This is a genomic window from Lysinibacillus irui, assembly GCF_028877475.1.
GTDB classification, from domain to species: Bacteria; Bacillota; Bacilli; order Bacillales_A; family Planococcaceae; genus Lysinibacillus; species Lysinibacillus irui.
Genome location: NZ_CP113527.1, coordinates 3,095,836 through 3,115,699, shown reverse-complemented (window position 1 = coordinate 3,115,699; position 19,864 = coordinate 3,095,836). Strand labels below are relative to the sequence as shown.

15 protein-coding genes and 1 other annotated feature are annotated in these 19,864 nt (G+C 38.1%); all 15 genes read left to right on the top strand.

The window, feature by feature from the left end:
- Nucleotides 1–16 precede the first annotated feature (16 nt).
- The 15 genes from OU989_RS15740 to radC all read left to right on the top strand — a co-directional run bounded on the left by OU989_RS15740 (nt 17) and on the right by radC (nt 19,375).
- Nucleotides 17–2,935, top strand: a complete 2,919-nt coding sequence (locus tag OU989_RS15740) for an S-layer homology domain-containing protein (protein WP_274793956.1) — start codon at nt 17–19, stop codon at nt 2,933–2,935.
- Nucleotides 2,936–3,167: 232 nt separating this feature from the next.
- Nucleotides 3,168–4,532: a glutamyl-tRNA reductase gene (hemA, locus tag OU989_RS15735; protein ID WP_274793955.1), complete on the top strand. Its 1,365-nt coding sequence runs from the start codon at nt 3,168–3,170 to the stop codon at nt 4,530–4,532.
- A 168-nt stretch (nt 4,533–4,700) separates the two neighbouring features.
- Nucleotides 4,701–5,528 carry a cytochrome C assembly family protein gene (locus OU989_RS15730; RefSeq protein ID WP_274793953.1) on the top strand — a complete coding sequence of 276 codons (828 nt, stop codon included), beginning with the start codon at nt 4,701–4,703 and terminating at the stop codon, nt 5,526–5,528.
- An 18-nt stretch (nt 5,529–5,546) separates the two neighbouring features.
- Nucleotides 5,547–6,479 (top strand): hydroxymethylbilane synthase, encoded by a 933-nt coding sequence (hemC, locus tag OU989_RS15725; protein ID WP_274793952.1) that lies wholly within the window; start codon nt 5,547–5,549, stop codon nt 6,477–6,479.
- Nucleotides 6,469–7,230, top strand: a complete 762-nt coding sequence (locus tag OU989_RS15720; RefSeq protein WP_274793951.1) for a uroporphyrinogen-III synthase — start codon at nt 6,469–6,471, stop codon at nt 7,228–7,230. The genes hemC and OU989_RS15720 overlap by 11 nt, the downstream gene beginning before the upstream one ends.
- Entirely contained in the window at nt 7,227–8,207 is a 981-nt protein-coding gene (gene hemB, locus OU989_RS15715) for a porphobilinogen synthase (protein WP_274793950.1), read from the top strand. Before OU989_RS15720 ends, hemB begins: the two co-directional genes overlap by 4 nt.
- Nucleotides 8,208–9,500, top strand: a complete 1,293-nt coding sequence (hemL, locus tag OU989_RS15710; protein WP_274793949.1) for a glutamate-1-semialdehyde 2,1-aminomutase — start codon at nt 8,208–8,210, stop codon at nt 9,498–9,500.
- A gap of 244 nt (nt 9,501–9,744) precedes the next feature.
- Nucleotides 9,745–10,191 carry an SRPBCC family protein gene (locus tag OU989_RS15705; protein WP_274793948.1) on the top strand — a complete coding sequence of 149 codons (447 nt, stop codon included), beginning with the start codon at nt 9,745–9,747 and terminating at the stop codon, nt 10,189–10,191.
- A 92-nt stretch (nt 10,192–10,283) separates the two neighbouring features.
- Complete coding sequence (locus tag OU989_RS15700) at nt 10,284–11,039, top strand: valyl-tRNA synthetase (protein WP_274793947.1); 756 nt, start codon at nt 10,284–10,286, stop codon at nt 11,037–11,039.
- A gap of 272 nt (nt 11,040–11,311) precedes the next feature.
- Nucleotides 11,312–11,571: a binding site (T-box leader), on the top strand.
- A gap of 81 nt (nt 11,572–11,652) precedes the next feature.
- On the top strand, nt 11,653–14,298 hold the full coding sequence (locus OU989_RS15690) for a valine--tRNA ligase (protein WP_274793946.1): 2,646 nt from the start codon (nt 11,653–11,655) through the stop codon (nt 14,296–14,298).
- 325 nt (nt 14,299–14,623) lie between these two features.
- Nucleotides 14,624–15,904: a bifunctional folylpolyglutamate synthase/dihydrofolate synthase gene (locus tag OU989_RS15685; RefSeq protein WP_319023464.1), complete on the top strand. Its 1,281-nt coding sequence runs from the start codon at nt 14,624–14,626 to the stop codon at nt 15,902–15,904.
- Complete coding sequence (locus OU989_RS15680; protein WP_274793944.1) at nt 15,901–17,151, top strand: bifunctional folylpolyglutamate synthase/dihydrofolate synthase; 1,251 nt, start codon at nt 15,901–15,903, stop codon at nt 17,149–17,151. The genes OU989_RS15685 and OU989_RS15680 overlap by 4 nt, the downstream gene beginning before the upstream one ends.
- 188 nt (nt 17,152–17,339) lie before the next feature.
- Nucleotides 17,340–17,984 (top strand): hypothetical protein, encoded by a 645-nt coding sequence (locus tag OU989_RS15675; RefSeq protein ID WP_274793943.1) that lies wholly within the window; start codon nt 17,340–17,342, stop codon nt 17,982–17,984.
- A gap of 98 nt (nt 17,985–18,082) precedes the next feature.
- Complete coding sequence (locus OU989_RS15670) at nt 18,083–18,676, top strand: Maf family protein (RefSeq protein WP_274793942.1); 594 nt, start codon at nt 18,083–18,085, stop codon at nt 18,674–18,676.
- Between the two features lie 27 nt (nt 18,677–18,703).
- Entirely contained in the window at nt 18,704–19,375 is a 672-nt protein-coding gene (gene radC / locus OU989_RS15665; protein ID WP_274797358.1) for a RadC family protein, read from the top strand.
- Nucleotides 19,376–19,864: the final 489 nt, after the last annotated feature.

Below are 19,864 nucleotides of genomic sequence, written 5' to 3'. Positions count from 1 at the left end.
AAAGGACTGAACATTAATGACATATGTAAAAAAAGCATTGCTCTCTTTGCTTTGCTTCATGTTACTACTGATGACGGCAACACCTGTTGTCACGCAAGCAGCTACCACAATAAGAGATGTTCCTTCAAATAGTAATAATTATAAGGCTATTTCCTGGGCAGTGGACAATGACCTCATGTCCTTGAACAGTGCTAATAACTTTTTACCAGATGAACAAGTAACTGATCGAGAGCTTGTGCTAATGTTTGCCAAGCTAGATCGTAATTATGCGTTATCTTATATTGATAGTGTTGCCTATAATTTCTACAGTGAATTTTATTTACCATTTAACGGCACACATGTGAATGCTAATCGTTCAAAAGCGGTGACACGAGGCCAATTTGCCCAGATCTACGCTGCATTCAAAGGTTTAGATTTAGATGAACCACAGGCTGTACAATATTTATATTCGAATGATCTTTCTACCAGTGGTACAGGTAAAAAGACTTTTGCTAGCTTTAATCCATCTACTAAATTAACACGTGCGGATGTTGCTACATTTTTATATAGAGCTGTTCAAAATGGCAATTTTGCTGTACAAGGATTAAAGCGAAGTGCTGCTGGCCGTGATAATGATAGCATCACGTTACCACCAGGTTTCATGGGATCTAACAGTGCTGATTTTGAAGAACCAAAAGATAACTCAAATGACTTTACTGGACCAGAATATGTAAATAATGCATTGCAAAGTATTGTAGTTGAAAAACCGGATTTAATCGCAAATGATGTGGATTCTACACTTGTGACGGTATCGTTAAAGGCTTGTAATGGTGACCCAATTGCGGATGATAAATCGTATACATTCAAAGTGACGTCATCCTATGGGACAATTGTGGATACATCCGGTGAAGCGGTTAAAACGGTTCAATCTGATGGCTCCACTGTATCTGCTATCGTAATCGCACCATCACTAACAAAATCTGTCCGTGATACGATTTCTTTTGAGCTAGTTAATAATACAGACCCTGCTATGAAGTGTTTAGTGGGGGAGAAGTTAAATGCAGAAGTGCGTTATGCACCACAGCCAGAACTACGTATTGATTACCAAGTATATGATCCAACAAATACAGATGATAATGGTAGTGTAACACCTCCTTATGTTCCATATGAAAAATTGCCAGAGTTCTTTACTCAAAACTTAATTGATGTGTATGCTCCAGTACCTTTAGATCCTGACTCTGATGAAAAGTTATTTAGTATTGGTCAGCAAACAAATGTAACGGATGCTTTAGGGAACGTACAAAATGTTTATTTGCGCTACGGTGGATCTGATCCTAGGTACCCAGCGTTAGGATATGAACATGCAATATTACAATTTGAAAACTATGATATCTCAGTATACTTATTTGAAGAGCTCTTAAATCGCCGTTTTGATAACTCAGTAACAACGCCTGCCAAAACTGAAATTATGTATATGATTTCTGATGATGGACGACCAATTTATCGTGTTCAAGGGATTGATGATGATATTGCTTCTCAGGTAGAAAATATTAATCCGGTCGGAGCTATCATTCAGCTTATGAATCATATGCCAAACGAAAAAGATTTAACATTAGAGCATTACGATAGTGTGATGAAGATTTATGCAATCTTCACAAACTTAAGTAACTATGACCGAACTGTGTTATTAAAATATCAGGGCGGGAAATTACTTGGACAAGTGGAAGCCTATAAAAAACGTGTTGAAGCATTGAAAGAAAGTGCTGATGCTGCATCAAGACCATCAGGGAAAGATCGATATACTAAAGTTATGGTGACTTTAGTTCGTCCAGGTGGGGAGCCCGTTTCGGACTATCAGGGAACGGTCAAAATTAAATTTGATGGAGTGGAAAAAACAGCGTCGTTTATAACAAATACTTCAGATCCATTAAATAATACAGGTAGTCCAGGTACGGCCGTCGCTTACTTTGACTCAATTATTTATGGAAAATCTAAAGTAGAGGCAACGCTCGTTAATCCATTAGATCCACGCTATGCAACAATTTTGAAGGGCTTAAAAGATAAGACAGTAACGAAAGAAATATTTACGAATCCATACTTTAGTAAAAACTCTTGTTCTTTAGCAACGGAAATTGCCTATGTAGTGGATTATTCTTCTTCGATGAAGGCGGTTGATCCAACAAATTACCGTGGTAAAAAGATGATTGAATTGATCAATCAAATAAAGGCAAAAAATAATATTGTTATTGAAACGAATACAAAAGCAACTGTTCTAGGTGAAGGTACGACAGAAAATGTACTGAAAAAAGATCTTTATAAAGCATCCAAAGATAAAGGTGCGACGGATATTTTTGCCGGCATTGATATCGCCTTAACTAAATTCTCTAATGATACTAAAACATCGAAGGCCATTGTTGTTGTTTCGGATGGTAAAACAAGTAAATCTAAAATGACTAAGGCGATCAATGAAGCGAAAAAGCAAGGTGTGAAAGTTTATACAATTAGTATGGGCAAGAAATCACAAATCAATGATGCTACGTTAATGCAAGTAGCAGAGCAAACTGGCGGCGCTTATTTCCACGCCATTGATAATTTACAATTGCATCAAGTATTCCAAAAGCTAGTTGATACAATTTTATGTAAAACACCAGCTTCGAGCTGTATCAATCCTGAAGATTTATTTGAAGAAACAAGCGTTTCGCTACGAAAAGGCTATATTACTATGAGTGCTCGAATTGATGGTAATTGTTCTAATGTTGCAAAGATGAATGTACGCTTCAATTCAGTTAGTGGAGATGTACAGTTTGATTTACAAAAACGTAGTGATTCAGTTTATATGCTAACGAAAACAGTACAAACTATGCAGGACTTTAAAGTTAATAATGACATTGAGTTTATAGCCTATGATAAAGATGGTAATATTATTGCAATGAAAACTGTCACAATGACAAATTAAGAAAATACTGATCACAAATTTACTGTACCTCAATTGTTAGATTGATCTAACAATTGAAGGTGCAGTTTTTTAATTTGAAACAAGACGTATAATTTGTTACACTTAGTTTATAATAATTCTAATGTAGATGACGAATGACAGTTCTTCATGACATGTTCACAAATTATACGTGAACTATTGTCGAACTGTGCTATAATGAGATTTGTGAATTAGAACGTGTGAGGTGTTATTCATGCATACCATCGTAGTAGGCTTGAATTATAAAACAGCGCCTGTTGAAATACGTGAGAAGTTATCATTCATAGAGAGTGAACTACCACAAGCAATGGAAGCGCTGCAAAAGCAAAAAAGTATATTAGAAAACGTTATTGTTTCGACATGTAACCGTACAGAAATATATGCTGTTGTGGATCAATTGCATACTGGACGTCATTTTGTGAAACAATTTTTAGCGAACTGGTTTGACTTGCCTGTGGAGACATTTTCTTCCTATTTAACAATTCGAGAAGAAGATGAGGCAATCGAACATTTATTTAAAGTGACTGCAGGGATCGATTCAATGGTTCTTGGGGAAACACAAATTTTAGGACAAGTAAAAAAAAGCTTTTTAAGTGGACAAGAGATTGGCACAACAGGAACGGTATACAATCAGCTATTTAAACAAGCGGTAACATTTGCTAAGCGTGCTCATAATGAAACAGCAATTGGTGAGAATGCGGTATCCGTTTCCTATGCAGCAGTAGAATTAGCAAAGAAAATTTTTGGCTCTTTACAACGCAAGCATGTAGCTATTTTAGGTGCAGGGAAAATGGGAGAGCTTGCGATTGAGAACCTTTATGGTAGTGGTGTAGGAAAAGTTACGGTCATTAACCGTACGTTTGAAAAAGCAGAAAGCCTAGCCGCTAAATTCCATGGGGAAGCTAAATCAATGAAGGAATTACAATGTTCATTATTAGAAGCAGACATTTTAATTACTTCTACAGGTGCAACAGATTATGTCATTGATTATGAGTTAATGCAATTTGTGGAACGTTTACGTAAAGGTAAACCTTTATTTATGGTAGATATTGCTGTTCCACGTGACATTGATCCACGAGTAGGCGACCTGCCAAATGTTTTCTTGTATGATATCGATGATTTACAAGGAATTGTCGAGGCGAATTTAGCAGAGCGTGAACGTGCTGCTGCTGATATTACGGATATGATTGGTAATGAAGTTGTGCAATTTAAAGATTGGGTAGCAACACTAGGCGTCGTACCAGTGATCTCAGCTTTGCGTAAAAAGGCTAATCGAATTCAAGAAGAGACGATGACTAGTATCGAAAATAAAATGCCAGATTTAACGGAACGTGAACGTAAAATTTTAAGTAAGCATACAAAATCTATTATTAATCAATTGTTAAAAGAGCCAATCTTACAAGCGAAAGAAATGGCAAATTCACCAAAAGCAAATGAACAGTTACGTTTATTCCAACAAATTTTTGGTATAGAGGATGCTGTGGAAGCTGAAGTTCAAGAGATGACGAAGCAAGAGCTTGAGCGCAAAGAACGCGCAGAGGCTTCTCAAACTTCCGTTGAACCAAAGTACTCTTTCTAAATATCTGATGCGTCGCATACACAAATGTACGATAGTGTTGACGCTATTGGATTTCTACTGATATTACATGAGGCGTTTTCGTATCTGTATGGTAAACTTAGGATACGAAAACGTTTTTTTGTTTTTGTATAGTAATTTTACAATTTCACTATAAAGAAGGGATGTCTATTGGCTGATTTGACCATGACGAGGCTTTATGAAGTGATGATCGTCTTGTATGCGATCAGTCTAGTTTTTTACTTTACTGATTATTTCTATAAGCAAGTGCGAGCAAGACGAATAGCTTTTTGGCTTGTTTCATTTGTATGGATGATTCAAAGCGCTATTATCATTTTAACGTTTGTGGAAACGAAGCGTTTTCCGATCTTATCTTTGTCAGAGGGGATTCTCTTTTACTCCTGGTTACTTGTGACGCTATCGATCATTCTACATTGTATAGCTAGGGTTGATTTGCCTGTATTTATTATTAATATACTAGGGTTTTTATTCGCTAGTATATTTACTTTTATGCCAAAACGTCCTACAGGCGCTGTTGGGGATACATTAATTTCGGAAATGCTTTTTATTCATATATCATTTGCGATATTGTCCTATGCCGCATTCACGTTAACATTTGTGTTTGCCATATTATACTTAGTTTTATATCGTTTGCTGAAAAAGAAAAAGTGGTCACATCTATGGACAAGGTTACCATCCTTACAGCAGACAAGTAGCTGGATGAATATGTCATTTTTTATTGGAATTCCAGTTTTATTTATAAGTTTAATATTGGGCTTTGAATGGGCACTATTAACATTAGAGAGTCTTTCGATTTTCGATGCAAAGATCATAGGGTCCTTCATCATTTTAATTTTGTATTGCGTTATCTTATATGTGAATCGCAAAAGCAAGCTGACAGGTACAACTTATGCATGGGTACATATATATGCCTATTTATTAGTTGTTGTGAACTTCTTCTTAGGAAGCAGTTTATCGCGATTCCATTTATGGTATTAGAAGAAAGGTTGGAGACTGTTGAGAAAAATTATTGTAGGTTCTAGGAGAAGTAAGTTGGCGCTAACTCAAACTAATTGGTTTATCAATGAGTTAAAAGAGGCTGGTGTACCATTCGAATTTGAAGTGAAAGAAATCGTGACCAAAGGTGATCAAATTTTAGATGTACAGCTATCTAAAGTTGGAGGGAAGGGATTGTTTGTTAAAGAAATAGAGCAAGCCCTTTACGATAAAGAAATAGATTTTGCTGTTCATTCTATGAAAGATATGCCTGCTGTATTGCCAGATGGCTTAGTAATTGGTTGTATTCCTCCACGTGAAGATGCACGTGATGCATTTATTTCAAAAGGACATATTAAATTTGCAGATCTTCCTGCTGGTGCTGTAGTGGGGACAAGTTCTTTGCGCCGTAGTGCACAGCTATTAACAGTACGCCCTGATATCGAAATAAAATGGATTCGAGGAAACGTTGATACGCGTTTAGCTAAGCTGGAAGATGAAGAATATGATGCGATTATTTTAGCAGCAGCTGGTTTGAAACGATTAGGCTGGAGTGATGATGTCGTTACTGAATTTTTACCAGTAGAAGATTGCTTACCAGCAGTAGCACAGGGCTCTCTAGGAATTGAATGTCGCGCAGATGATGAGGAGCTATTGGCTGAATTAGCAAAGCTTACTGATCAATTAACATGGCAAGAAGCACATGCAGAACGCGCATTTTTAGCAGCAATGGATGGTGGCTGTCAAGTACCTATCGCTGGTTACGCCACTTCAAATGGGGATGAAATTACTTTAACAGGCTTAGTTGCCGCTCCTGATGCATCTGTTATCTATAAGGAAACAGTAGTGGGGACAGATGCACAAAAAATTGGAGAAGAGCTTGCAGCAATATTAACAGAACAAGGTGCATTCGAATTAATTCAGCGCGTAAAGGCTGAGCAAGATGCAAAATAATTTACCTCTAAAGGGTAAAACAATCGTTTTAACTGGTACATCTAAGACAGCTACTATTGTAGATGACATCACAGCATTAGGTGGCCATGCTGTAATTGCCCCTTTAATTGAAACTTGTGAACGATTGGGCAGTAATGATGCTGAGCAATTGAAAAAGGCATGTCAATTTGATTGGATTATATTTACTAGTCAAAATGCTGTCGATGCTTTTGCTAGTAAGATGCAACAGCACCAATTTAGGGTCGATAATTTTAGAGGGAAAATTGCCTCTATAGGGACAAAAACAACATCAGCGTTAGAAAAGCTTGGCTTTGAAGTGAGCTTTATGCCCTCTGTATTTAGTGCTGATATTTTCGTTAAAGAATTTCCGGCTGTAGCGGGTAGCTGTCCGAGTTGCCTGTTTATACGAGGAGAAAAGGCGAAAAGTACACTAAAGGATGGACTGCCGTTTGATTTAGTTGAGTGGACAGTTTACGAAACGGTGGAAAGACATGATCAGACATCTGTTATTATGAATTGTATTCATCACCAACAAGATGTTACTGTGATTTTTGCTAGTCCTTCAGCGGTTGATGTATACGCAAAGGATGTAGCGTCACAGATTGGCTGGCAAGCAACGCGTATCGCAGCCATCGGTCATATTACAGAAGCGGCTCTTGAACAATACGGTGCTACTGTGGATATTATGCCAAGTGTATATACAATGCAAGCAGTCATCGAAGAAATTATGAAAGTAGGGGACAAATCATGACAAAATTACAATTTCAAAGACATCGTCGCTTGCGTACGAATGCGACAATGCGATCAATGGTAAAAGAAACATATTTACATAAAGAGGACCTGATCTATCCTATTTTTGTAATTGAAGGCGAGAACATTAAAAATGAAGTACCTTCTATGCCTGGCGTTTTTCAATTTTCATTGGATAAATTGGAAGTAGAAATTGATGAGGTTGTAGCTTTAGGCATACCTGCAGTTATTTTATTTGGGTTACCAGCTGAAAAAGATGCTGTTGGAACAGGTGCGTTCCATGATCATGGTATCGTTCAAGAAGCGACTCGTTTAATAAAAAAACGTCATCCTGAGCTATTAGTTATTGCGGATACATGTTTATGTGAATTCACAGATCATGGACATTGCGGATTAATAGAAGGCGATCAAATTTTAAATGATCCTTCATTAGACGTGTTAGCCCGTACCGCTGTATCACAAGCAAAAGCAGGAGCGGATATTATTGCTCCATCTAATATGATGGATGGTTTTGTTGTAGCGATTCGTGCAGGACTTGACGAAGCAGGATTTGAACATATTCCAATTATGTCTTATGCAGTCAAATATGCATCTAGCTACTATGGTCCATTCCGTGACGCTGCAGATGGAGCTCCTCAATTTGGCGATCGTAAATCCTACCAAATGGATCCATCGAACCGCCTAGAGGCATTCCGTGAGGCAGAATCAGATATTGAAGAGGGAGCAGATTTCTTAATTGTGAAGCCGGCTCTTAGTTATTTAGATATTATCCGAGATATGAAAAATAACTATCCATTACCGCTTGTTGCCTATAATGTTTCTGGTGAATATGCGATGATTAAGGCGGCAGCTATAAATGGCTGGATTGAAGAGAAAAAAGTTGTGCTTGAAACATTATTAGGCATGAAACGAGCAGGCTCTGATTTAATCATCACGTATCATGCAAAAGATGTTGCACGTTGGTTGGAGGAGAAATAAATGACACGTTCTTACGAAAAATCAAAACAAGCCTATGCTGAGGCGGTTCAGTTAATGCCAGGTGGTGTTAGCAGCCCAGTACGTGCATTCAAATCAGTGAATATGGACCCGATTTTTATGGAATCTGGCCATGGTGCGATCATTAAAGACATTGACGGCAATGAGTATATTGATTACGTACTATCTTGGGGTCCATTAATTTTGGGACATACACATCCAGAGGTAGTCAAAGCGATTGCTGACACAGCAGCAAAAGGTTCATCCTTTGGTGCGCCAAGCTATACAGAAAATCGTTTAGCTCAATTAGTATTAGATCGTCTACCAGGCATGGAAATGATTCGCTTTGTTTCTTCAGGAACAGAAGCTACAATGTCTGCGTTACGTGTAGCTCGTGGGGTTACAGGGCGAGATAAAATTTTAAAATTTGAAGGTTCTTATCATGGTCATGGAGACTCTTTATTAATTAAAGCAGGTTCAGGAGTTGCGACATTAGGTTTACCTGATAGCCCTGGTGTTCCAGCAGATATTGCACGGAATACGTTAACAGTTGCCTATAATGATTTAGAAGGGGCAAAAGTTGTTTTCGAAAAATTTGGTGCAGAGCTAGCAGCAGTGATTGTAGAGCCTGTTGCAGGGAACATGGGTGTTGTACCACCAAAACCAGGTTTCTTAGAAGGTTTACGTGCACTTACATCTGAGCATGGCGCGTTATTAATCTTTGATGAGGTAATGACAGGCTTCCGTGTAGACTACGGTTGTGCACAAGGTTATTTTGGGGTAACGCCTGATATCACTACATTAGGTAAAGTTATTGGTGGAGGCCTCCCTGTAGGTGCATTTGCTGGGAAAAAAGAGATTATGGAGCAAGTAGCCCCTGCAGGACCGATTTATCAAGCGGGTACATTATCAGGAAACCCGTTGGCGATGACGGCTGGCTATGAAACGTTATCACGTTTAGATCACGGAACATATGATTACTTTAAACAATTAGGTGATCAGCTAGAGGCTGGTTTCCGTGAGGCAGCTACGAAATACAATATTCCACATACAGTAAATCGTGCTGGCTCGATGATTGGTTTCTTCTTTACAAATGATGAGGTTGTTGACTTTGCCTCAGCTAAAACATCCGACTTACAATTATTCGCGGAATACTTCCGATTGATGGCAGAGGAAGGCATCTTCCTACCACCATCTCAGTTTGAGGGATTATTTATTTCTACAGCTCATACGGAAGAACACATTACTAAAACAGTAGATGCATTCCATAAAGTGTTTGCGCAATTAGCGCGATAAAAATGAGAGAGCATGATAGAAGAATTTCTATCATGCTCTTTTTTGATGACCAAAATGGAAAATAAGGTAGTGCTTGAGGAATGAATGAGAAAAATGAGGAACTAGCATATATTAACTAGTAAGCAAGATCATCTATACTGGATGAAGGACCTGTTTTTGTCAAAATTATATCTTTCAGCATAGCCAAATTGTGGGCGAAATCGTTTATAATATAGCTATTCATAAAAGAAAGTAGTGAATTGATATGGCAACAGGCACACATACAGTCGAAGTACCCGTAGGAATTGATCATGTATGGGATTTCGTCAGTGATATGGAAAAATGGGCAAAACTTGTCCCAGGTTATAATGCACATGAAATGATTGATGATAAACATTCAACATGGACATTTAAAGGTAATGTTGGTGTTTTGAAAAAAACAGTAGAAGTAGAAATTATCATTTTAGAATGGGTAGCGCCCTCAAAAGTAACATTCGAATTAAAGGGGCTTTCTGATAATTTCACTGGAAATGGCTATTTCCTTGCAGAAAGCATTGATGCTGAAAATACAAAAATGACAGGTTTTTTAGAAGTAGTCGCTGGCGGCTTGGCAGGACCTGTTTTAAATCCAATTTTCAAACCGATCGTTCCAAAAGCAACACAAATGTTAACAGATCGTGTAGCGAATAAAATTAAATTAGTACATGTTTAATTGAATGGAAGATCATTCATAAAATGGCATGCTAGATGAAATTCTCTAGCATGCCATTTTTTTACTAGAATACTCTTATCGTTGTATGTAACTTGAAGCATTCTAGCATACTACCCTCCCAATTGTCATATGATGCAAAGGGAGGGATTATTATCGAACAAAAAACATGGAATATGCGCGAAACATTTTGTTTTCCTGGATACGGCTGCCCAACTGAAATAGCAGCAGTGCAAATTAAGCCTCAGTGGCAGGCAATGCAGTTAGAGGATTCACTTCGACTTATGGGCATCTACCACATCACCGCTCACGTTCGCTTTGATTTTCAAGATATGGAAGTATTTACAGACGATGAAGAACTAATTACAATTGATGCCCTTGATATCCAAGGCGATACTGGTTATTTTGAGTATGCTGTACCTTTACATGTGGATTTACCAAAAGAATCGGATCTTAAAGATTTAATGGTCAAAGATATTCGTCCTAGTCTAACAAATCAAATGTGTCAGCTTGAGTGGACAGTAACAAGTATTTTTAATGAATATGAGCCCATTGTTGAAAAGGATATGTTAGACAGTCAACACCTCTCTGTTCAAGCCTTCGAGCAAGAAAAGGCGATTGCTACGATTGAAGAAAGTATGAATATAGAACAACCCCAAGCCGTAGCAGCAGCTTCACGCCAAGAAAAAGTGACAACAGTAGACCAAAAAGCAGTGATGAGGGAATCCTCCAGTCATATTGTTGTGCGTGAATCCAGCTCCTGGCATGAAGTGCCTTCCATGATTTGGGACCTTACAGAAGAATATACACCGCTTAAAGTCCGTGTTTCAAATGATGTCTTTCAAAAGTAAATAGCAGAGAAGTAGCAGGAGCAATAAGAAGATTAGATCACCTGATGTTGGCACAATAATGACACGGATAAATTGAAAAGCACAAATGGGTACGATAATAGTTCTACAATAAAAACGAACCTGCCGTAGCCAAGGTGGTAAAAGCCAAGGGTTATACTTGCGTCGTCGCATTTGAATACTCACTTCCTTTCTATTTACTTTACTCTTACTAAAAGATGACTAAATCACTTGAAAAATGACACGTTTCTGCGGTACAATAAGGAAAATCAAATACAGATGCTATGATGGGGAAGAGTAAATTATATTTACATTTTCAGAGAGGAAACGGTTGCTGAGAAGTTTCTATTTGTACGTAATTGAAGGTAGCCCTTGAGCAGCTTTAGTGAACTAATAGTAGTTAAAGCCGGTTAAACACCGTTACCGAATTAAGAGCCAGTAATTTAGGCTGAGAAAATGTGATTTATTTACATTTATCTTATCTACTGCTGGAATTAAAGGTGGTACCGCGAACTAAAACTCCTTCGTCCTTTTTGACGAGAGGAGTTTTTTTGTTGGGTAAAAAAATGAACAGCGTTATTTTACCAACATTCTACAGACATTAGGAGGAGTCAATGTGACAGAAAACATTTCAATGCCAACAAAATATGACCCGCAGTCCATAGAAGCAGGTCGCTATGAATGGTGGTTGCAAGGGAAATTTTTCGAGGCACAGCCTGAAAGCGGGAAAAAACCCTATTCAATCGTTATTCCACCACCAAATGTAACAGGAAAATTACACCTTGGTCACGCTTGGGATACAACATTACAAGATATTCTTATTCGTATGAAACGAATGCAAGGCTACGATGCACTATGGCTACCAGGTATGGACCATGCAGGTATTGCCACTCAAGCTAAAGTAGAAGCGAAACTGCGTGAAGATAATATTACACGTTATGATTTAGGTCGTGAAAAATTCCTTGAAAAAACATGGGAATGGAAAGAAGAATATGCTGGACATATTCGCGATCAATGGGCAAAGCTTGGCCTTGGATTAGACTATACGCGGGAACGTTTCACATTAGATAGTGGTCTTTCAGATGCTGTTAAAACAGTGTTTGTTCAATTATATGAAAAAGGTTTAATTTACCGTGGTGAACGCATTATTAACTGGGACCCTGCAGCGAAAACAGCATTGTCAGATATCGAGGTAATATACCAGGATGTGCAAGGTGCCTTTTACCATATGAAATATCCTTTAGCTGATGGTTCAGGATATGTGGAAGTTGCCACAACACGTCCAGAAACAATGCTAGGTGACTCTGGGGTAGCAGTTCACCCGAATGATGAGCGCTATAAGCATTTAATTGGTAAAACGGTTATTTTACCGATTGTAGGCCGCGAAATTCCAATTGTTGCAGACGATTACGTTGACATGGAATTTGGTACTGGGGTTGTTAAAATGACTCCTGCCCATGATCCAAACGACTTTGAAGTAGGTAACCGTCACAATCTAGAGCGCATCCTTGTCATGAATGAAGATGGCACAATGAACGATCTTGCTGGTAAGTATAAAGGAATGGACCGTTTCGAATGCCGTAAGCAAATCGTTGCTGATTTACAAGAAGCAGGCGTGCTAATCCGAATTGAAGAGCATATGCATTCAGTAGGACACTCGGAACGTTCAGGTGCTGTTGTTGAGCCATATCTTTCAGCACAATGGTTCGTTAAAATGCAGCCACTTGCTGATGCTTCCCTTGAACTACAAAAGGACGCAGAAGGGAAAGTAAACTTCGTACCAGCTCGTTTTGAAAACACATATTCTCGCTGGATGGAAAATATTCGTGATTGGTGTATCTCTCGTCAATTATGGTGGGGTCATCAAATCCCAGCTTGGTATCATAATGAAACAGGCGAAATCTACGTAGGGAAAGAAGCCCCAGCTGATGCAGAAAATTGGACACAGGATGAAGATGTCCTAGATACTTGGTTCTCATCTGCACTATGGCCGTTTTCTACAATGGGCTGGCCGGATGAAGCGAATGAAGAATATAAACGCTATTACCCAACAAATACACTTGTAACGGGCTATGATATTATTTTCTTCTGGGTATCTCGCATGATTTTCCAAGGTTTAGAATTCACAGGTCAACGGCCATTCCAAGATGTATTAATTCACGGCTTAGTACGTGATGGCGAAGGACGTAAAATGAGTAAATCACTTGGCAATGGTGTTGATCCAATGGATGTTATTGAACAATATGGTGCTGATTCATTACGTTACTTCTTAGCAACAGGTTCATCACCTGGTCAAGATTTGCGCTATACAACCGAAAAAGTAGAATCAGTATGGAACTTTGCTAATAAGATTTGGAATGCATCACGTTTTGCGCTTATGAATATGGACGGTATGACATTTGATGAAATCGACTTAACAGGTGAAAAATCCGTTGCTGACAAATGGATCTTAACGCGCTTAAATGAGACTATCGAACGTGTAACTTCTCTTGCAGAACGCTATGAATTTGGAGAAGTAGGCCGTGAACTTTACAATTTCATTTGGGATGATTTCTGTTCTTGGTACATTGAAATGGCGAAATTACCACTTTACGGTGAGGATGAAGCAGCTAAAAAGACAACTCGTTCTATTTTAGCTTACGTTCTAGATCAAACAATGCGTCTATTACATCCATTTATGCCATTCATTACAGAGGAAATTTGGCAGCACTTACCGCATGATGGTGAATCTATTACTGTGGCTGCATGGCCAACAGTACGTGAGGACCTTCATTTTGCTGATGAAGCAGATAATATGAAGCTCCTAATGGATATTATACGTTCAGTACGTAATATTCGTGCGGAAGTGAACACACCAATGAGCAAAAAAGTACCGTTATTTATTTCAGCAAAAGATGCTGCAACAGTGGCGGTTCTTGAGGCGAATAAAGCTTATTTAGAAAAATTCTGTAATCCTGATACACTAACAATTGGTGAAGGCTTAGAAGCGCCAGGTCAATCAATGACGGCAGTTGTGACAGGAGCACAAGTTTTCTTACCACTTGTTGGACTTATTAACCTAGAGGAAGAAATCGCTCGCCTTGAAAAAGAGTTAGAGAAATGGGCAAAAGAAGTGAAGCTTGTTACAGGTAAGCTATCAAATGAGAAATTTGTATCGAAAGCACCTGAAGCATTAGTGAATGCAGAGCGTGAAAAATTAGCGGATTATGAAAGTAAACATGCCGTTGTTTTAAAACGTTTAGAAGAGTTAAAAAATATGTAAGCTAGAAGCAATGGATGAGGAAAGTCATCCATTGCTTTTTTTGTGCGGCTTAGGAAAAACATATAGTGTTATTTACAATAATCTTTGGATTTATATATCAATACTAAAAAGAACTTCCACTGATAAATAATGACGTCAAATTATTTTAGACAATATGGGTGCTTTTCTAGATGCTCACCAGATGCATAAACAAAAGAGAGTGCTAACATGCAGTCGCTCACTGCGTGTTTTTTAGAGTTTTGACATTTAGCTATGTTATTAAATGATACTTGTACTAAAATAAAGGTATTGCAGTAAGAGGGAGTGTTTTCTATTGTTTAACACAATGAAGGAATGTACAAAATTTATCTTTACTTTAAAAGCAGTTGATCATAAACGTCAGCCTCTTGTACTCATGCGGGAAGTACTAGCTCATTTGAACAATCCACAAGACAAACTACGCGTTATCCATGTGGCCGGTTCAAATGGCAAAGGTTCAACAGTCAATGCACTAAGAGAAATGCTACAACATGCAGGTTACAAAGTAGGAGCATTTACGTCCCCGCATTTAGAGCGAGTTAATGAACGTATAACCATTAATGGCGTACAAATCTCTGATGAACAATTTTTATACTATTTCAATCAAGTTGCCGAAATAATAGAAGAGCAATACAATGGAGATTTTCCGAGCTTCTTTGAAGTAGTGACATTAATAATGTTCCAATATTTTGCCGATCGAGAAGTAGATTTAGCGCTTATTGAAACAGGTCTTGGAGGACGTTTAGATGCAACAAATGTTGTAACACCACTTTTAGCCATCATTACAACAATCTCTCTTGAACATACAGCATTTTTAGGTGACACATTTGCAAAGGTTGCTGCCGAAAAAGCTGGAATCATCAAGGATGGCGTACCTGTTGTCGTTGGTGTGGAGCATGAGGAGGCATTGGCTGTCATAAAAGCTACATCAGAAGAACGACATGCACCGTGCTTTATTTTAGGGCAAGATTTCAAGGTTTCCTCTATTTCCCAAAATACAGACTTTCAGCAATTTACATATGAAAGAGAACAGTTCAGGATGTCAAATATATCCTTAAAAATGGCTGGCCCTCATCAAATTAGTAATGCAAGTCTTGCGATAACGGCTATGCTCATCTTACGTGAGGAAGGAGCAATCACCATTGCTGACGATTCAATACGTCACGGTCTACGTCGTGCGCAATGGGCAGGACGCTTTGAACAATGGCCTAATCATATAATTCTAGATGGGGCGCATAATTCCGAAGGTACAGCTGCCCTTATTAAAACACTAGAAGGAGTCTATCCGCAAAAAAAATATCACTTTATTTATGCTGCATTAGCAGATAAGGATCATGCCAACAGCATTGCGTTAATGGATGCCGTTGCAACTTCTATTGCTTTTACACAAATAAATTTACCAAATGCGATGGATGCCGAAAGCTTAGCGATATTGTCAACAAATCCTAATAAACGACATCATCAAGAATGGCAACATACCGTTCAAACAGTCTTACATGAGAGACATAAAGAAGATATTGTGGTGATTACAGGTTCTTTATACTTTATAGCGGAAGTTCGACAATGGCTACAGGGGGATGGACAATGATACCAAGCTTTGATCATTATAAAGTGAAGTGGCAAGTCGAAAGTGATGATGTCATTAAACCTGGTCTAGAGGCCATTGAACAAGCTTTGTCTCTAGTAGGTAATCCGCAACAAACATTGCGTGTTGTCCATTTAGCTGGCTCTAATGGGAAGGGCTCTACATTAACCTTCCTAGAGGCCATTGCTCAAGAACATGGATTACGAGTGGGTAAATTTATGTCACCTTGTATAGTTGATGTTCATGATCAAATTCAAGTAAATGGTCAAGCTATTTCAGCTACTGAAATGGACCGAGTATTTCAACAAATGCAGCAAGCAGGACTTAGTGGGAAATTAACAGATTTTGAGCTCTTAACGGTAGTAGCCTTTTTACATTTTGTAAATAAGAAGGTGGATATCGCGTTGATTGAAGCGGGTATGGGTGGTTTATTGGATAGCACGAATGTCGTAACACCGATTGCTTCAATTATCCCGAGCATAGCTTTAGAACATACAAAGTTTTTAGGGGATACACTTGAAAGTATTGCCCATCACAAAGCGGGGATTATTAAACAACATTGCCCGGTCATTATTGGTGAATTACCAGACGAAGCGAAGCGTGTTGTTTATAATAAAGCTTCTGACAAAAGAGCCGCTGTTTTTGAATTAGGCCATCATTTTGCGATTATGGCCACTCCTGATGGGGAATGCTATACGAATGAAGCCCAACATTGCCAAATTTCAAACCTAACACGTTCCATGAAAGGTGGACATCAGGCAAATAATATGGCACTAGCTATCACAGCGTTTTTTGAAGTGGCTTCTGTTTTAAATGTATCGATCAATCATTCAGCCATTAGACAAGCGGTGCAAAATGCCTCGATTTTAGGACGTTTTGAAGAAATAATGCCTTTTATTATTTTGGATGGTGCTCATAATCCAGCAAGTGCAGAAAAATTAGTAGAAACGATTAAGAATGAGTTTCCTAGTGAACCGATCACATTTGTCATTGGTATACTAGCAGATAAAGATGTTCAGCAGATTTTACAAATTTTTGAGCAGGTTAGTGATGATTTTTATTTTGTTGATTTTGACAATCCACGTGCCATGACTGCGCAAAAAATGCTAGAGCTTTCTAATGCAACTTCAAAGACCGTCCTAGTTGATTATGCCTCCTTTTTACAGGCACAATCACAGAGCAAGCAAAGAACGGTTGTATCTGGCTCGTTATATTTATTAACTGCTGTCCGTAATAGATTAAAAGAATGAAAAGACTAGGGCTCTTGAGAGAGGGTCCTAGTTTTTTTATATATACTAGCAAACCTAGTTATGTATCAAAAAACAATAATTTCGCATTTACACTTCATAACCTACATATACTTATATCATATTGAATCATAGTATGTTTGAAAAAGTTACTCGTAGGATAGATAGGTGGAAGGATGAGGTGAAGATGAATGAAAATTGTCAATCATGTGATGAAAAAACAAATATTTCGAGCAATGATTATAGGTGGATTTGTTGGTCTATTAGGGGTAGCTATTTTTTTGGGTGCTTTACAAGCGAGTACGCAATTACCATTAAAGAAAAACGGTAGTGAAGTGGCAAATAATCAATCACAATCAGAGACGATTCCAACTGCCGGTGAGACAAGCAATACATCGAATGCATCGATGTTTTTTGCTAGCCAAGCAGGTGTCTACTCAAATTATGAGAGTGCCAGTTCATTCGTTGCAGAGTACCCTGCGTTAAAAGAGAGCGCAATTGTTCAAGTTGATGGGAAATTTTATGTATGGACAAGCATGGTGACTGAAGAAAGTCAGCTTGAATTTTTACAGGAACCTGCAACATTTAAAAAAGCCTTTAGTGTTAGTGGTGAAAGTTGTAAGGAGCCCACACTTGCAGAAATACCTGCAGCTTTAGCAGATAAAAATGCCACAAAATTAAATTTTAAGGAAAAAGGAAAAGATTCCACATTACCTGAGGATTGGCAATCTATTGGTGCGGCAGCCTCTACTATTTCCAACGATCTTAATATCATCCGCTTGCACGTTTTTTCTCATTATCAATCGAAGAATACGTGTCTACAGGTTAAATTTTAATCATAAAACATAGCGAAATCCTCGTTATCTTGATTTTTAAAAAATTTTCAAATAGCCCATTCTTCGCTATCATAAGGATAAGGAGGAATGGTCAGATAATGTTGAAAACAAATCATAAGCTTATACTTGCTTCTGCTTCACCTAGACGGAAGGAATTGCTTGGCATGTTAGCTCTTCCATTTGAGGTTATGACAAGTAAAGTGGAAGAAACAAGTGTACAAGCAGAAACCATGCAGGATTATGTAAAAGGAGTAGCTTTATTAAAGACACGCGATGTAGCCAAAAAAGCATCAGAAGCCACGATTATTGGCGCGGATACAATCGTAGTGTACGACAATGAGCTACTACATAAGCCAAAATCTCGTGAGGAAGCTATTTCTCACTTACAACGTCTATCAGACAATAAGCATGTTGTGATGACGGCTGTAGCCATTATTGAGCCAAGTGGTCAGGAAACTGTTTTTGTGGAAGAAACTACAGTTGTTTTTCACCAATTAACACAAAAACTAATCGAAGCATATGTAGATTCTGGTGATCCATTCGATAAAGCTGGTGGATATGGCATTCAAACAATCGGTACATTATTAGTTAAACGAATTGAAGGAGATTATAACAATGTTGTAGGTCTACCACTTGCAGCTTTGTTTTCGCAATTGGTAGCGCTACAAATAGTCCAATTTGCGAAGGAGTGAGTATGTTTGCTAGAAGTACCAACTTTAATGATACGTGATGTCAATATGGAGGATCGCCCCCGTGAACGGCTACTACGGCAAGGGGCTGAAAGTTTGTCTAACCAAGAGCTACTTGCTATTTTGTTAAGGACAGGCACAAAGGAAGAATCTGTGCTAGTTCTTGCCAATAGAGTTTTAAATGTTTTTGAACGACTACACCATCTGAAGCACGCAACCATCGAAGAAATGGTGGCCATTAAAGGAATAGGAGAGGTAAAAGCTATTCAATTATTAGCAGCCATTGAACTTGGAAGACGTCTGGCTCAGAAGCATAATGATGAAAAATTTACTATTCGCTCTCCACAAGATGCAGCGGCCTATTTAATGCCTGATATGACTTCGCTTAAACAGGAACATTTTGTCGTTCTGTTTTTAAATATCAAGAATCAAATTATTCATAAACAAACGATTTTTATTGGCAGTTTAAATGCCTCCATCGTACATCCTAGGGAAATTTTTCGTGAAGCTGTCAAGAGATCTGCTGCTTCAATTATTTGTGCCCATAATCACCCTAGTGGAGTTCCAACGCCAAGTACGGAGGATATTGAAGTTACGAAGCGTATCGTTGAAGCTGGTTATATTATCGGCATTGAATTAATCGATCATGTTATTATTGGTGATCATCAATTTATTAGTTTGAAGGAAAAAGGATATTTTTAACTCTGCATGTATTGTGCAGAGTTTTTTGCTTTCGGTAGGAGGGGCTAGCAATACCTATTGATTACATCATGTAAGTCAGCTAAAAAATCTGTGCAATAATAACATCAAAGTGTCAATGATAGGTAGTCATAAAATTTTTGTATTTTTTTGTGGTATATTGGCGAACCTTTTTCCTTACAAATCGTTAATGTATTCATAGAAACTCTATTATCTTCACAAAAATTGGTAGCCTGATACACATTGTTTTATGAGAATAAAAATTATATGCTAATCTATACGTACTATTTTTAGTTTAAGAGGGAATTAAAATAGTATCTTTTCTGTGAGATGGAGTATGTGGCACTACAAATTCTTGCGTTATTCCGTTATAATGAAAGGTATGAATTTTATCTTTATTCAGGAAGGACTCCCATCGAAAATTGGTGGTGAGGTGAATGAGTGTGTAGTTTTTTCGTGGTGTGAATCACCGGCTGATGAAGATAAACAATT

Coding starts and splice junctions, on each gene's coding strand:
- OU989_RS15740 (WP_274793956.1), top strand. CDS start 17: ATGACATATGTAAAAAAAGCATTGCTCTCTTTGCTTTGCTTCATGTTA.
- hemA (WP_274793955.1), top strand. CDS start 3,168: ATGCATACCATCGTAGTAGGCTTGAATTATAAAACAGCGCCTGTTGAA.
- OU989_RS15720 (WP_274793951.1), top strand. CDS start 6,469: ATGCAAAATAATTTACCTCTAAAGGGTAAAACAATCGTTTTAACTGGT.
- hemB (WP_274793950.1), top strand. CDS start 7,227: ATGACAAAATTACAATTTCAAAGACATCGTCGCTTGCGTACGAATGCG.
- hemL (WP_274793949.1), top strand. CDS start 8,208: ATGACACGTTCTTACGAAAAATCAAAACAAGCCTATGCTGAGGCGGTT.
- OU989_RS15705 (WP_274793948.1), top strand. CDS start 9,745: ATGGCAACAGGCACACATACAGTCGAAGTACCCGTAGGAATTGATCAT.
- OU989_RS15685 (WP_319023464.1), top strand. CDS start 14,624: ATGAAGGAATGTACAAAATTTATCTTTACTTTAAAAGCAGTTGATCAT.
- OU989_RS15680 (WP_274793944.1), top strand. CDS start 15,901: ATGATACCAAGCTTTGATCATTATAAAGTGAAGTGGCAAGTCGAAAGT.
- OU989_RS15675 (WP_274793943.1), top strand. CDS start 17,340: ATGAAAATTGTCAATCATGTGATGAAAAAACAAATATTTCGAGCAATG.
- OU989_RS15670 (WP_274793942.1), top strand. CDS start 18,083: ATGTTGAAAACAAATCATAAGCTTATACTTGCTTCTGCTTCACCTAGA.
- radC (WP_274797358.1), top strand. CDS start 18,704: ATGATACGTGATGTCAATATGGAGGATCGCCCCCGTGAACGGCTACTA.